General features: G+C 31.8%; 12 protein-coding genes and 1 pseudogene. 4 read left to right on the forward strand and 9 right to left on the reverse strand.

Translation table 11 applies throughout. The features are described 5' to 3' along the window. Nucleotides 1-25: 25 nt before the first annotated feature. Both BMX64_RS04995 and hemG read right to left on the reverse strand, forming a co-directional pair. Nucleotides 26-514 carry a nuclear transport factor 2 family protein gene (locus BMX64_RS04995; RefSeq protein ID WP_091166769.1) on the reverse strand — a complete coding sequence of 163 codons (489 nt, stop codon included), beginning with the start codon at nt 512-514 and terminating at the stop codon, nt 26-28. A 54-nt stretch (nt 515-568) separates the two neighbouring features. Then, on the reverse strand, nt 569-1,108 hold the full coding sequence (hemG, locus tag BMX64_RS05000; RefSeq protein ID WP_091166771.1) for a menaquinone-dependent protoporphyrinogen IX dehydrogenase: 540 nt from the start codon (nt 1,106-1,108) through the stop codon (nt 569-571). Between the two features lie 233 nt (nt 1,109-1,341). Here hemG and BMX64_RS05005 point away from each other — a divergent pair. Continuing rightward, nucleotides 1,342-1,629: pseudogene (locus BMX64_RS05005) on the forward strand (carboxyl transferase domain-containing protein); the annotation flags it as partial. 114 nt (nt 1,630-1,743) lie between these two features. Here BMX64_RS05005 and BMX64_RS05010 read toward each other — a convergent pair. Then, a complete protein-coding gene (locus tag BMX64_RS05010; protein ID WP_091166775.1) occupies nt 1,744-2,802 on the reverse strand; it encodes a type I restriction endonuclease in 1,059 nt (352 codons plus the stop codon). 474 nt (nt 2,803-3,276) lie between these two features. Between BMX64_RS05010 and BMX64_RS05015 the strand changes: the two genes are divergently transcribed. Continuing rightward, nucleotides 3,277-5,388: a response regulator gene (locus BMX64_RS05015; RefSeq protein WP_091166778.1), complete on the forward strand. Its 2,112-nt coding sequence runs from the start codon at nt 3,277-3,279 to the stop codon at nt 5,386-5,388. 206 nt (nt 5,389-5,594) lie between these two features. Next, nucleotides 5,595-6,947 (forward strand): NAD-dependent succinate-semialdehyde dehydrogenase, encoded by a 1,353-nt coding sequence (locus BMX64_RS05020; RefSeq protein ID WP_091166780.1) that lies wholly within the window; start codon nt 5,595-5,597, stop codon nt 6,945-6,947. Between the two features lie 117 nt (nt 6,948-7,064). On the opposite strand, the gene BMX64_RS05025 is transcribed toward BMX64_RS05020, so the two are convergent. Then, the gene (locus BMX64_RS05025; RefSeq protein WP_143056055.1) at nt 7,065-7,544 is read right to left on the reverse strand and encodes a hypothetical protein; all 480 of its coding nucleotides are present in this window, start codon (nt 7,542-7,544) and stop codon (nt 7,065-7,067) included. A 74-nt stretch (nt 7,545-7,618) separates the two neighbouring features. Beyond that, nucleotides 7,619-7,924 (reverse strand): hypothetical protein, encoded by a 306-nt coding sequence (locus BMX64_RS05030; RefSeq protein ID WP_143056056.1) that lies wholly within the window; start codon nt 7,922-7,924, stop codon nt 7,619-7,621. A gap of 610 nt (nt 7,925-8,534) precedes the next feature. Here BMX64_RS05030 and BMX64_RS05035 point away from each other — a divergent pair. After that, on the forward strand, nt 8,535-9,584 hold the full coding sequence (locus BMX64_RS05035; protein WP_091166785.1) for an outer membrane beta-barrel protein: 1,050 nt from the start codon (nt 8,535-8,537) through the stop codon (nt 9,582-9,584). Between the two features lie 195 nt (nt 9,585-9,779). On the opposite strand, the gene BMX64_RS05040 is transcribed toward BMX64_RS05035, so the two are convergent. The 4 genes from BMX64_RS05040 to BMX64_RS05055 form a co-directional block, all read right to left on the reverse strand. After that, nucleotides 9,780-10,682, reverse strand: coding sequence for an N-acetylmuramoyl-L-alanine amidase (locus tag BMX64_RS05040; RefSeq protein WP_091166787.1), 903 nt, complete (start codon nt 10,680-10,682; stop codon nt 9,780-9,782). A gap of 31 nt (nt 10,683-10,713) precedes the next feature. Further along, nucleotides 10,714-11,169: a hypothetical protein gene (locus BMX64_RS05045; protein ID WP_091166789.1), complete on the reverse strand. Its 456-nt coding sequence runs from the start codon at nt 11,167-11,169 to the stop codon at nt 10,714-10,716. 42 nt (nt 11,170-11,211) lie between these two features. Then, the gene (rimO, locus tag BMX64_RS05050) at nt 11,212-12,525 is read right to left on the reverse strand and encodes a 30S ribosomal protein S12 methylthiotransferase RimO (protein ID WP_091166791.1); all 1,314 of its coding nucleotides are present in this window, start codon (nt 12,523-12,525) and stop codon (nt 11,212-11,214) included. Between the two features lie 219 nt (nt 12,526-12,744). Beyond that, entirely contained in the window at nt 12,745-14,325 is a 1,581-nt protein-coding gene (locus BMX64_RS05055) for an OmpP1/FadL family transporter (protein ID WP_091166794.1), read from the reverse strand. Nucleotides 14,326-14,353: the final 28 nt, after the last annotated feature.

Raw genomic sequence — 14,353 nt, forward strand, 5'->3', positions numbered from 1 at the left:
GTGGTTTTTTGGTTTGTAAGGAGTATTAATGCAAACTAACCACTTTTGTGATAGTCCAGATATTATTATCGTTTTTCCAAAAAATGATAAATTTACTGGATTGAGAAGGCATTCTTTCTTTTTCAGTATTGTTATGAAATTTATGGAGTCCCATTTCAATGGCTCCAAAATCTTTTATGGGATAAACCTCAATGCTTCCTTTCACTAATTCCCGGGTCACTTTACCACAGATGTTATTTTTAGTCCCATCAATTAAGTCTTGTTTAACCGTCATTAAGCCTCCTTTATCATGGTAAAATTCGATATTATCTGAATATATGGCAGCTTGTTTATCTAAATTACAAGTGTTATACGCTTGAAAAAAAGTACTATCCATTGCAACTATGGTGTTGTATAATTCCAAGTTATCTGGAACGTATTTATATTCCGTTTCTTTTAAAGCTTTTTTTTGGGCGAAACAGGCTGAATAAGTAATTATTAATATTAAAAAAAGAGGATAATTATTTTTTCTCATAATGTGATTTGTTTACAGGAAATAAAACTGAATTTAAAAGCTAAAATATATAAATTAAGACTTGTGAGATATTTTATTTGCAAATTCATTTACAAATTTTGTCACTTCATCCCACTTAGTGTATTCATAATCCTGCGAGGTATCGGTTGCACCGCCTTCTTTTTTAGAAATCATTTTCATGATAAGTCGTTTAAAATAATCATATTCAGTATATTTCAATGCACCTGCAATTTGGGCAGTCATCAAAGGCTTCCAGCCGGTTTGTTCCAAAAAATCAGTTGTTATTTTTTGAACTTCGCGATGTTCATCCTCAATACCAGATGCCGCAGCAAGAGATACTGAAAAAAAAGCTCCGGGAATTTGATTTAAATCAGCAACATGTTTTTTTATATAATGCTTCACGGCAGATTGGTATTTGTGCATATGTATGGAAGAACCAATCAAAACAGCATCGTAACCCTTCGGTGCTGGTGGTTCGTCGGTGGTATCAGCAATTGTTACCTGGTGTCCCGCATTATGTAATATAGCTTCTATAAAATGAGCAATTTTGCGGGTTTGCCCTTCTGTAGTTCCATAAAGAATAAGTAGTTTCATGATTTTTATTTTTAAATTAAAAACAGGATATTTTTATTCGTAAATAAATGATTTTTAAATATTTAATAGATTATTAAATTTATATATTATATTTAGAATATGCACTATGTTCATTTAAGAAAAGGTAAAAATTTTGATTGTAAGCTACTTCGCTTTACGGTAAAAACCACTTTATTTGTCGCCCATTATTTTCATGAATCGCAAGTATGAAACAATACTTCCCAATTACGAAGTTTGCCTGGCCAACTGCCGAAATTGCAGTGATGGGAGCCAAAGGCGCCTCGGAAATTATCTTCAAGAAAGAAATTAATGAAGCCGAAGACCATAAAGCAAAACTCTTAGAAAAAGAAGCAGAATATGCCGATTTGTTTGCGAATCCGTATACTGTAGCGCAGCGTGGTTTTGTAGATGAGGTTATCCTACCGCAAGATACCCGACGCAAATTGATAAAAGTCTTTAGTATGCTTGAAAATAAAGTAAGCATCACTCCTAAGAGAAAATACGAAAATATTCCTTTGTAGCATTTTATAAGAATTTAAAAACCACCTGATTAAGGTAGTTTTTTTGGTTTAATTTAAACATTTCGGATAAAAATTTTCGTCTTTTTAGCTATTCTTCCAGTAACTGTAAAACGTTTATTTTTCATACGCTTCTATTGTCTTTAATAGCAGTTCAGAATAATCAAAGATTTCATCTAAATTTTTTATTTCGTTTTTAGTTTCTTTTTTTGTCTCGTCAAATGTTCCGATAAATTTTTTACCTCCATTTAAGTAAAGCCTGCATACTGGTTTTCGATTATTGTCGTCAAGGAAAACAGCAAAATAGGATTGAGCATCTCTAAAAGTTACTCGGTTCACAGCAGTTTTTTGACGCAAAATTGTTTTAACAATCATAAAACCTTCTAATTCTTCTTCAGTTGTATTTACTTTACTTATATCTTCTAAATTTTTTTCTGTTGAAATACTAACCTCACTATTTTTTTCATCTTCTTTTGATAACGCAGTTTTTAATCTTTCTGTGATTAAATCGCTAATATGTTGCTGAATAGATTTTTTTGTTAATTCTGTGAATTGTTCTAAAACTTTGGCGGTTACAACACTTGGATACACTTGTTTTGCAAAATGTTTGACAAATTCGGATGTTGGATTTGTAAGCTCTTGATTTAAAATATGTTTTAATTCATTCATGAATTTTAATTCACTTGCAGTATTTACAATGCTTTCAGCATCAAAATTGGTTTTATGAAATTTTTTCAATTCTTCAATTTGATTGTCTTTTACATCTGTAATATTGAATTCTAAAAATGGTTTTTCATCCATTTTGTTTGGAGAAACCAAGTCGGAATAAAACCGGTACACTATTCCATTCGTCAAAATTCCAAATTTGGCTTTTGAAACATGAAAATATCGTAATAGTTGTCCGTCGTGAATGTTTAAGTTTTGTGACCAGTGTTTGCATTCAATCAAGATTGTTGGATTTCCATCTTTAAAAATAGCATAGTCAATTTTTTCTCCTTTTTTAATTCCAATATCTGCGATAAACTCGGGAACAACTTCTAAAGGATTAAAAACATCATAACCGAGACTTTGTAAAAAAGGCATCACAAATGCATTTTTTGTAGCTTCTTCAGTTTGTATTTGATCTTTGTGTTTTGTTCGGTCTGCAATTACTTTAATTTGGTCTTTTAAATCCATGATTTTATAATGTATTGGTTATTAATTTTTAGTTATTATTTGTATTAATCAGTATGTTTAATTTGTTTAGATATGACTTAAAATATTTATTTTAAACAAATTACAGTCTATTTTTTATACATTCTTTACGGTTTTCCATAATGGAAGATTTTTTTTAATAAAATAAAATCAGAAAATAGAGCTGGATTATTGGTTCATCTTGGAGAAATTGGAAAAATATATTATTTAAAAAATCAACAAAATCAGAACTGAACTGAAAAGAAGTGATTTGAAAGTGTCATGTATTAAGATTAAATCGCTTCCAAGAAAGTATTACGTTGATAAGTAAAGTGTTATTCTAATTAATACCGTCAGATTTATTGAATGGAGTTTTTTTTTAGAATAAAAAAAGGTAACTTGCGCAGTAAAAAAAAGTGATATATCCTACAAAAATATGGGTAAGATGATTTAGTTGCCTTTTTATTTGTCCATATCATGAAGAGATTATTTAAATTAAATACCTATTTTAAAATGTTGTTGTTAATAGCATCAACAAGTGTATTCTTTTTAATACTTTACACTTCACTATACCTCTACACAATCCAAGAAGAGGATCATTTTTATAAAACTACATACAACCAATATCATAATGAAGTAAAGTCTTTATTCAGGCTTAATTCTAAAACACCTACAGCAGTAGTTATTGATGTTACATTTTGGGATGAGTTGGTGAATTTTACTAAAACAGAGGATGAGAAATGGTATAATAAACACCTGTTAAGTGAATTTGAATCTTATGAAGCAGATTATATAGGCGTTTATGGCTTAGACCAACAAATTATAAATAAAACAAACTCAGCTAAGATTAAAAGTTTTGATTTTATTCCAAAAGCAATGATGGCTGCGCTTTATAAATCTAGATTAAAAAGATTCTATTTGAGAATCCCAGAAGGAATTGTTGAGGTTTTTGGCGCAACAATCCATCCTTCAAATGACCCTAAAAAAAATAAAACAAAACCTTCAGGTTATTTTTTTATGGCCAGACTTTTAGACGAATCTTTTTTTAATTCTTTAGGCGGTATCAGTAGTTCTAAAGTAAGTTTGGCTGCTGCTGATTATGCAATCAGTGCTGAGGACGATTTTGTAACTGTTGGATTGGATTTAAAGGACTGGAAAAATGAAGTGGTGAGCAAATTACTTTTTAAAAGACCTTTCAATTTAAATTACAGCAAAACAAAAGAAATTCTTTTTATTGTTGTTGTTGCTTCTTTAATAAATATTTTGATTTTTGTTTATTATACTAAAAGATGGGTTTATAATCCTTTAAAATTAATTAAAAGTATACTGGAAACAGGCAATACAAAAGCAATAAAAGCCTTAAAGAAAGCTAAGGGTGAGTTTGGATATATTGGTAACCTTTTTGAAGAAAATAACAATCAAAGGAAATTATTAGAAATTTCAAAACAAAAAGCGGAGGAAAGCGATACGTTGAAATCTTCTTTTTTAGCTAATTTATCGCATGAAATCAGGACTCCAATGAATGCCATAATGGGATTTAGTGATTTATTAGCAGATGTTAATCTGACGGAAAAGGAAAGAGTAGAATATTTAAAAATTATAAAAAATAGCGGAACTAATTTAGTTTCTATTATTGAAGATTTAATTGAAATGTCTAAAATTGATGCAAATCAAATTGCACCAAATTATAAAGGTCTGGATTTAGAAAAATGCATTACGGAACTGTATAATTCTATCAAAGTTACCATTCCTAAAGAGAAAGATATTGATTTTTATATTTTCGAAAATTCAGATAAAATTCAAGGAAATATCCTAACTGACGAAACTAAATTAAAGCAAATTATTGTTAATCTAATTACCAATGCCATAAAATTTACGGACAAAGGTTTTGTTGCTTTTGGATATACAATAAACAAAGAAAAAGGGCTTTTAGAGTTTATTATTGAAGATTCGGGTTTAGGAATTAGTGAAAATTATTTGAAAGTAATCTTTGATCGTTTCAGAAGAATTGAAGATGATGCATCTACAGAGTTAACGGGATTAGGGCTAGGTTTATCCATCACTAAGGCATATGTCAAAATGTTGGGTGGGGAAATAACAGTAGAATCTAAAATTGGCTTTGGATCCGTTTTTACATTTTCAATTCCATTGAAATTTGATTACACAGAAAAAGTGCTAATACCAAGAAAAGAAATATCTTTTTCAGGAAATCACGAGAATGAAATTATTTTGATTGCCGAAGATGATAACATTAATTTCCTGTTATTAAAGAAAATTATTGAATCTAAAAAACATACTGTTTTGCGTGCTTCAAATGGACAGGAAGCAGTAAAAATTTGTGCCGAAAATCCAAATATTAGTTTGGTTTTTATGGATATAAAAATGCCGATCTTAAACGGTTATGAAGCATTTGAACAAATAAAAATAATTAGACCAGAACTCCCGGTTATTGCCCAGACGGCTTATTCTTCCTTTGAGGATAGAGAAAAAATAATGCAATGCGGTTTTAATGACTACATCACAAAGCCATTGGATAAAGAAAAAGTTTTTGAGCTGTTGGACACTATTTTTTTGGAAATTAATTCTTAAAATTGAAAAGTAAGTAGTGCTCTGAAAGAACCTTTGAATGTGTTTTTTGTAATCTAAGAGTTGTCTAAATTAGTAGCTTTTAAAAATCAAATTAAGCTTTTGCTTTTATTAGGTTTCTTTAAATGTGAATGCTTTATAGTGTAGCCTTTTTTTAATTAATTCAGAAAACAAGTTCTAATTTTTCAAAATACTAAAATATAAAGACCATGATATTTAAATCGATAAACCCATTTTCACAAGAAGTTATTGCAGAGCATGAAGTCTTGACGAATATACAACTCAATAAAAAACTACAATTATCCGAAAGTGCTTTTAAAAAATGGAAAACTACTTCTTTTCAGGAAAGAGCAGGTAAGTTGCAAAACCTTGCTCATGTTTTAAGAGAAAATAAAGGAAAATTAGGATTGCTGATTACCAATGAAATGGGGAAAATTTTACCTGAAAGCATTGCTGAAGTAGAAAAATCAGCAGGAAATTGTGATTTTTATGCCGAAAATGCCGAACAGATGCTGAAAGATGAATATTATGATACCCCTTTCAAGAGTATGTCTGTTTATGATCCAATGGGAGCTGTTTTTGCTATTATGCCTTGGAATTATCCTTTTTGGCAAGTATTACGATATGCTGCTCCAGCGATTATGGCGGGTAATGTAACTCTTTTAAAACATGCTCCAAATGTTATAGGCTGTGCCAAAGCTATTGAAAGTGCGTTTTTGGAAGCTGGTTTTCCCGAAGGCATCTTTCAACAAATAAGCATTGATATTCCTCAAGTCGAAAGTGTAATTGCTTCAGATATTGTCTGCGGCGTAACCTTAACTGGAAGTGAAATGGCTGGTTCTTCTGTAGCTTCATTGGCTGGAAAACACATTAAAAAATCGGTAATGGAATTGGGTGGTTCGGACGCTTTTATCATCTTGAATGATGCTGATCTTGAAAAAGCGGCGACAGTAGCAACCCAGTCCAGAATGCTCAACGCCGGACAAGCTTGTATTTGTGCCAAACGATTTATTGTTACCGAAAAAGTTGCGGATGAATTCGCTGCGCTTTTTGCTCAAAAAGTGCAATTGTTACAACAGGGGAATCCTTTGCAGGATGGAATCCAAATGGGACCATTAGCCCGCTTGGACTTAGCCGATAAATTAGCGGAACAATTGGAGAAATCCTTGCAACAAGGAGCAAAACTAATAGTAGGCGGGGAGCGGGAAAAGTGTAATTTTCAACCTACTGTAATTGATTTTGTGGATTCAAATAATGTTGCGTTTCAGGAAGAAACTTTTGGACCATTGGCAACTATTATTCGAGCTAAAGATGAAAATGATGCCATAACAATTGCCAATAATCACAGGTATGGATTAGCTTCTGCAATCTGGACCAAAGACCGTGAGAATGCTTTACAGTTAGCGAGAAAGATAGAGGCGGGTAATGTTTTTGTAAATTCCCTTGTACGTTCGGATTCCAGAATCCCTTTTGGAGGGATAAAGAAATCCGGTTATGGAAGAGAATTGGGAACAATAGGAATCAAAGAATTCATGAATATGAAATCCCTGATTATCGAATAGCAGTTACTATTTTCTGAAACAAAAGAAGATACATTTAAAAAATCGAGAACGGAATTTGCAACAGCAAATCTATTCTCGATTTTTTTGGTTAAAAAACTTTTAACGTAAGCTGTTCCATTAATAGGTGTACATTACCGCTTTCAAATTTTTCGGTTTATCGGAAACAATTACAATAAATGGAGATCCTTTGAGCGCTGCATTTTGTTTTAATCTTTTTTCTGCTTCATCCAAAAAAGATTGATTGGTTTCTCCTTTTGTTTTTCCTAAAAAACTCGTGATAATTCCGGATTCTTGTAAGCCTTCGGTTTGAGACGGTTTCAATACAATAACTTTCTTATAATCGGCTTTTCCTGAAAGCGCTATTTTTTCAGATATAGTTTTAGCTTCTGTTTTTGATTTTTCTAGCAATTGAGAAATTGCAAATTGACTAATGCTTTTTTCTTCTTTGCTTTCTAAGGTGGTGTAATACACTAAATTATTTGCTGTTTTAATGAAATTTACTTCCATTTTTATTCCGTTATGTTTGGTGATTTGATGTGTTTGCGCCACTAATGACACTGTTATTGATAGCGTGAGTATTGTGAATATATTTTTCATTTTTTTGGGATATAGATAGATTTAATGAAGTTTTTGTGAAGCCCATTTTATTATTTTAGCGAAACTGTAATCAGTTATACGTGCTTTGGTGGAGGAGTCACATTTTTTAAAGCATATTCTTTTGCTCTAAACAAGTCGGAGGAATTGATGTTCTTGTCTTTGAATGTGGAGTATTCGAAACAATTGATACTTTCAATTGTATCTATAAAAACTGTTTTTGTTTTATTTTCCAAATTATTTTCTTCTGAGTTCTTTTCGGATTGCTCGTAAAAATCATATTTTTTCTCGTTATCCAGCATAGCAAACTGCTCACTAACCCATACTGAGGAGAAAGTGATAAATAACAACAATACAAAAGTTCTGCATAGTAGTTGAATCATGTATTAAATGTACTAAAAAAGGAATTTACGTACCATTAAAATTTTCATAAAAAAGTAAAATTATTGAGGCTTTTATAATGGTAATGATAAGGTTCAAATGCACGCCAATTTAAGTGCTTTTTTTGTAAAAAGGCAGTGGAATTTAAGCTGTTTATTATTTCGTATTTAAAAAGTATAGTTCCAGCTTGTTTTTTTTAATATTTATTAAAGTGTATTTTTTGTATGGTTAAAATTTAAAATTTAGTTTTTTAAAGCTTATTTTTGATTTTAAATACTTATTTTAATAAATTAGTATGTAAAAATTAGGGTATTGTCTTTAAAAAGTTATTATTGAATTTTTAAAATAATTACGTATAAATATGGAATACCCATTTTTTTTTGTTCATTTTTCGTTATTGATAATTCTTCTCAAATCAAAGTAAAAAAGTTAGAAATAGTATTTCAAGTGTTATAAAAGTTAATAAATTCGCCTCAGATCAAAGGAAAGTTCAGGTCAAAAAAGCGGTAAAAAAACATGTTTTTCGTGAAATACCGAATTCCTGAATTTCTAAATAGTATTAACCAAGACCAAAAAATCACCAACTAGATTACTAACTAAAACCAACTAAAGATGAAAAAACAATTAGCAGCCATAGCATTATTGCTAACAACAACTTTAACATTTGCACAAGAAACTACACCGGCGCCCTCTACTACTTTTGCCGGATCTGCTGATGCGTATTACAAATATGATTTTTCCGGAATAGATAATAGCTTAACCAGTTTCACAAATTCTCATAACTCATTTGAATTGGGAATGGCTTCCATCGAAGCTTCTCATAAAATGGGGAAAGCTTCTGTTTTTGTTGACTTGGGTTTTGGTAGCAGAGCCGCTCAATTTACGTATAATGACGATTCGACTACTTTTATGATTAAGCAATTGAATTTTACCTATGAGTTCTCAGACAAATTCAAAGTAACTGCTGGTAGTTTTGGGACTCACATAGGATATGAATTATTGGATGCAGTAGATAATAAAAACTACAGTATGTCTTATGCATTTACGTATGGTCCATTTTTTAATACGGGTGTAAAAGCGCAATATACTTCAGGAAAATTTAGTTTCATGGCTGGAGTTTCTAACCCAACTGATTTCAAATCTACAATTGATGCAGGTTCTACACAAAAAACGTTTATTGGACAACTTGCATTTTTGGGGGACACCGGAAGTGCTTATTTTAATGTAACATCTGGAAGTAGCAATCCTTCATCTGATGAAAATAAAACACAGTTTGATTTTGTAGGGACAAAAAAATTGAGTGATACCTTTTCTTTAGGTTTTAATGGCACATATGCAATGACTACTAATGATTTTGACAGTGACATGGATGGAGAATGGTTTGCCTTAGTTGGATATGCAAATATTGCTTTGAAAGAATCATTGAGTCTTGCTTACAGATTAGAATATTTAGACGCCAAAGAAGCTACTCCAGGACTTGGTCTGCTTGCCGGTACCAGTGTCATTGGAAACACTTTATCATTAAATTATAAGGTGGGAAATTTAACGATTATTCCTGAATTTCGTTTAGATACTGCTTCAGAAGATATTTTTGCGGATAGCGATGCTGCACCAAAAGGTTTGACTGCCTATGCTTTATTGGCAACAACATATTCGTTCTAATTCCTACAATATTTTTTTTTTTTTTGCTGCCAAGATACTGTTTTAGTATTTTGGCAGTTTTTTTATATTTAAGTTTTATAAATAGTTTTAAGTCTATTTTAGAGCTATTAAATATGTTGTATGAAAATGATTTAAATATAAAACGGCTCTTTGAATAATTCAAAAAACCGTTTTTTTTGTATAATTCTAAACTAATTATTGCTGTTTATAAATAGAGTAAATCGTATTTATTGTTTTCTCATCTAAAAGTTCGTTTACTTCAGTTTGTAAATAATGTAATTTGAATGCAGTGATTGCAGCGGGTAGGTTTTTAGTGTCATAACCTATAATTCGCAATCCTTGTTCTACATTAAAATCACTCGGAGCAGTTTCTAAAAACGCATCAGACCAAATTCCAAAACCTTTTTCTGCTAAAATTTTCCAAGGAAATAAAGCACTTGGGTCTTTTTTTCGTGTAGGTGCAATATCAGAATGACCTATGATATTTTGTGTAGGAATATTGTAGTCTTTTTTTAATTTAGTTAAAAGTGCCAGTAAGCTATTGATTTGTAATTCGGAAAAAACTTCAGAGCCATTATTATCCAATTCAATTCCTATTGATGTCGAATTGATATCTGTGTTTTTCCCCCATGAACCATTACCGGCATGCCAAGCTCTAAGATAATCATTCAGCATTTGAACGACTTTTCCATCATCAGAAATCACATAGTGGGAACTTACCTGAGTTTCTATTTTAGTAAACGTTTTTATAGTTTGTTGTAACGAATCTTGCGCAGTATGATGAATGATAACGAAGTTAGGCTTTCGTAAATTAAAATTTACTGTGCCTATCCATTCCGTATTAATTCCGTTTTGCAACGGAGTCGATCCCATTTTAAAAAGAGTGTCTTTATAGGTATGTAATTGTTTGGTGTATAAGGTATCAATGTTTATTTCTACGTGAGGAATAACGGGTAATGTTTGTGGCTCTTTGCTTGAAATCTTTTCTTTTAATGTTTTGAGTTGAGAGTCATAAACTTTCTCACTTTTTTTATAAGGATTTGTTGAGCAAGAACTCACGATGACAGCAAAAATAAGGCAATAAAAAATTTTTCTCATGTAGGTTTATTTAACAATGGGCTGCACTCAATTATTTAGATTTTTTTTTAGATTTTTTTGGATTTTTTGCTTCTTCATTCAGAGCAATATATTTTTCCTTTTGATCTTTATTCAATAATTCCATTATTTTTCTATCAGTGGTTTCTGAAAGAGCTTGAATATTTTTTATTTTATCTTCTTGGCTAACTTCAGCTTTTATTAGTATACCTTGAGTTCTTATACTTTCGTTGAGGATATTAGAGATTGCAATTGCTTGAAGTTCATCAAGAATGAGTTCTGGTTTTAGTCGCTCCATTATTTTTCCTACCGTTACTTCAACAGGTATTTCTTTTGGTTTTTCCTGTGTTCTGGTTTGATCCATTCCGCTATTCATTCGACGATTACTACCGTAACCATTATTATATCCCCCATTCCCGTATTGTGCGGAAATTATACTGGAGGATAATAATACAAATGCGAAAATTAGAATAGATTGAATGTGTTTCATAAATAGCGTTTTAAAATGAGTTTAAAATGATCTCAAGAAAAATTATATTGGTTCTCCATATAAATCAAATTCTGTAGCCTCAATAATTTTTATCATTACGAACTCACCCGTTTTTACATAATGTTTGGATGCATCAATAAGGACTTCATTGTCTACATCAGGACTGTCAAATTCAGTACGACCTACAAAATGCCCGCCTTCTTTTCTGTCGATAATACATTTGAACGTTTGACCTACTTTTTCCTGGTTTAAATCCCAAGAAATTTGAGATTGTAATTCCATAATCTCATTGGCACGCTCTTGTTTTACAGTGTCAGGAACATCATCTTCCAGTAAATATGCATGCGTATTTTCTTCGTGAGAATAAGCAAAACAACCCATTCTGTCAAATTTCATTTCTTGAACAAAATCTTTCAGTATGTTGAAATCCTCTTGTGTTTCTCCTGGATATCCCACGATCAAAGTCGTACGAATAGCCATTCCGGGAACAGCAGCACGGAAATCTTTCAATAATTTTGTTGTTTTTTCTTGAGTGGTTCCACGACGCATTGATTTCAAAATAGAATCTGAAATGTGTTGCAACGGAATATCAATATAATTACAAATTTTAGGCTCGCGTTTCATGATTTCTAATACTTCCATTGGAAAACCGGTAGGGAAAGCATAATGTAAACGAATCCATTCGATTCCTTCTACTTTTACCAACGCTTCCAGTAATTCTCCAAGAGCTCTTTTCTTGTAAATATCTAAGCCATAATAGGTCAAATCCTGAGCAATCAAGATTAATTCTTTTACACCATTTTTGGCTAAACCTTCTGATTCTTTTACCAATTTTTCAATGGTTTGCGAAACGTTTTTTCCTCGCATCAATGGAATTGCACAAAAACTGCACGGTCTGTCACAACCCTCTGAAATTTTTAAATATGCATAATTTTTTGGGGTAGTAGTCAATCGCTCTCCCAATAATTCATGCTTGTAATCTGCTCCTAAAGCTTTCAATAATTGTGGCAGCTCTGTAGTTCCAAAAAACTGATCTACATTTGGGATCTCTTTTTCTAAATCTGGACGGTAGCGTTCAGACAAACATCCGGTAACGAACACTTTATCAACTAATCCTCTTTCTTTCTTATCAGCATATTCCAGAATCATATTCACTGATTCAGCCTTGGCATTATCAATGAATCCGCAGGTATTTATTACAATAATATTTCCTTCTTCGGCTTCAGGTGCTTCATGTGTAACGTCTTTTCCGCTCGCGCGAAGCTGACCCATAAGCACTTCACTGTCATATACATTCTTTGAACACCCAAGAGTGATTACGTTTATTTTATTCTTTTTTAACGACTTAGTTCTCATAACATTAGAATCCCGATAATTTGGGAATTTTGCAAAATTACAATTTTTTATTCAAACTGAACTTGTTTCAGTTTCTTTTCAGATTTTTTGTGGAGCTATTCCTGCTGTATGTTGCAATCTCCCGAAAAAAATCGGGAGGATTTTCACTACCATCAGGGCTAAAAAAAAATCCGTTTCATAATCACGAAACGGATTTAAAATTTTATTTATTGGATGAATTTACAATTCAAAAGCTAATGTTAGCGAAACATTGTTGTTTATGGCATCGATTTTTGCGCCATCAGTAAATCCTTGACCAAAAAATCCTTGTTGGGAATTTCTTTTAGCATACGAATAGGCTAAGTCTACTTTGGTTGAACCAAAACTGTATCCTAAACCTGCTGAATAGCCAGTCAAATCACCAATAGTGACTTTGTTTTTATAAGGACTTTGCTCGTAACGATATCCTGCTCTCAGGCTCAAAGCCTCAATTTTATATTCAGCACCAATTCTTAATTCTCCGGTGGTGTCAAGTAATGCATTCATGTTATTATTTAAACCATTAAAATAAAAATCATTCTCTGGTTTGAATTTAGTGTTGCTATAATCTTTCATTGCATAATCGATACTGATTAATCCTGATTTTCCAAAAATATATGCAAAACTTCCGGTTAACTTGCTAGGAGTTTGTAATTTATAAGGCTCATAAATATTGATGATTTGCGGATCTACAATATCAGAAGGTAATTCTCCACTTGTGTTAGCACTTACAGCAACAAGACTTTGTGATAGTTCATCTGTTAATCTATACCAAGTTGCAGATTCATACGCCAATCCCAAACGAACTTCATTCGTCAATTTTGCAATGGCTCCTAATTGAAATGAAAATCCAGTTCCATAAGTGTATAAATCATTGTCAAAACGCAGTCTTGAAACAGTATATTCGCTAGTTAATGGAGCATTATTGTCTTCATAAAAACTCGATGACTTTTGGTAATCAGTAAAATGGGAGTTTAGATTCAGTCCGATGAACAACTTATCTTTGTATGAAGTTGCGGCATTGAAAGATAATTTTCCATTATATCCAGTGCTGTAAACCGAATTTTCCTGATAATAGTTTCCGCCTGCAGGCACGTTTGAGGAGTAAGTAGAATTATTGTTGGTTTCATCTGCTGCATTAATGACAAAAGCTTGATAGCCTAAAAAAGCTTGTTGTGCATCAAAACCATTTAATTTAGGGAATTGATTGTTTGGTAAATTACTGCCTAAAAAAGAATATAAATCTGAAATAGATTCCCCAAATTCTGTATTTACAAACTGTTGCGGTACCGGTGCACCATTATTTCCGGTATTGGCATAACTCAAAAAATATTGATCTATAGAATTGTTTGGATTTGTTCCCGCCGAAAACAAGGCATTATCAAAATTATTGGTGTTTTCATAATTTATCGCTAATGAAAACTTTTTCCAATCACTGTTTGAGTTTTTGTCATTGAAAACAAAAACAGCTCCAGCTTGATTCAAATCAAATGTGTTTTCTTTCTCGGTTGTTGCGGTGCCAAAATAATTGGACTTATTTTTGGTGTCAAAATTACTTAGAGTTACAGTCATTTGGTTATTTGAAAAAACGGCAGAACCTGCAGGGTTTACATTCAAAGAAGATAAATCGCCGCCAAGTGCTCCAAAAGCACCGCTCATCGCTCTAAAACGAGCTGTTCCATTCAAATTATCTTGTGAATACCGCATCGCATCAGAGATCTCTTGTGATTGAGCAACGCTTACAGTCAGGCCTAAGGCAAATAAAAATATATATTTTTTCATCTATTTCTAAAGTTTTAATTTATATAAT

It is taken from the genome of Flavobacterium sinopsychrotolerans (assembly GCF_900110375.1).
GTDB classification, from domain to species: Bacteria; Bacteroidota; Bacteroidia; order Flavobacteriales; family Flavobacteriaceae; genus Flavobacterium; species Flavobacterium sinopsychrotolerans.

Bases quoted from the DNA above. Each gene is read 5' to 3' on its own strand.
- hemG (WP_091166771.1), bottom strand. From the start codon at position 1,108: ATGAAACTACTTATTCTTTATGGAACTACAGAAGGGCAAACCCGCAAA.
- BMX64_RS05010 (WP_091166775.1), bottom strand. From the start codon at position 2,802: ATGGATTTAAAAGACCAAATTAAAGTAATTGCAGACCGAACAAAACAC.
- BMX64_RS05055 (WP_091166794.1), bottom strand. From the start codon at position 14,325: ATGAAAAAATATATATTTTTATTTGCCTTAGGCCTGACTGTAAGCGTT.
- BMX64_RS05030 (WP_143056056.1), bottom strand. From the start codon at position 7,924: ATGATTCAACTACTATGCAGAACTTTTGTATTGTTGTTATTTATCACT.
- BMX64_RS05045 (WP_091166789.1), bottom strand. From the start codon at position 11,169: ATGAAACACATTCAATCTATTCTAATTTTCGCATTTGTATTATTATCC.
- BMX64_RS05035 (WP_091166785.1), top strand. From the start codon at position 8,535: ATGAAAAAACAATTAGCAGCCATAGCATTATTGCTAACAACAACTTTA.
- BMX64_RS05015 (WP_091166778.1), top strand. From the start codon at position 3,277: ATGAAGAGATTATTTAAATTAAATACCTATTTTAAAATGTTGTTGTTA.
- BMX64_RS04995 (WP_091166769.1), bottom strand. From the start codon at position 514: ATGAGAAAAAATAATTATCCTCTTTTTTTAATATTAATAATTACTTAT.
- BMX64_RS05025 (WP_143056055.1), bottom strand. From the start codon at position 7,544: ATGAAAAATATATTCACAATACTCACGCTATCAATAACAGTGTCATTA.
- rimO (WP_091166791.1), bottom strand. From the start codon at position 12,525: ATGAGAACTAAGTCGTTAAAAAAGAATAAAATAAACGTAATCACTCTT.
- BMX64_RS05040 (WP_091166787.1), bottom strand. From the start codon at position 10,682: ATGAGAAAAATTTTTTATTGCCTTATTTTTGCTGTCATCGTGAGTTCT.
- BMX64_RS05020 (WP_091166780.1), top strand. From the start codon at position 5,595: ATGATATTTAAATCGATAAACCCATTTTCACAAGAAGTTATTGCAGAG.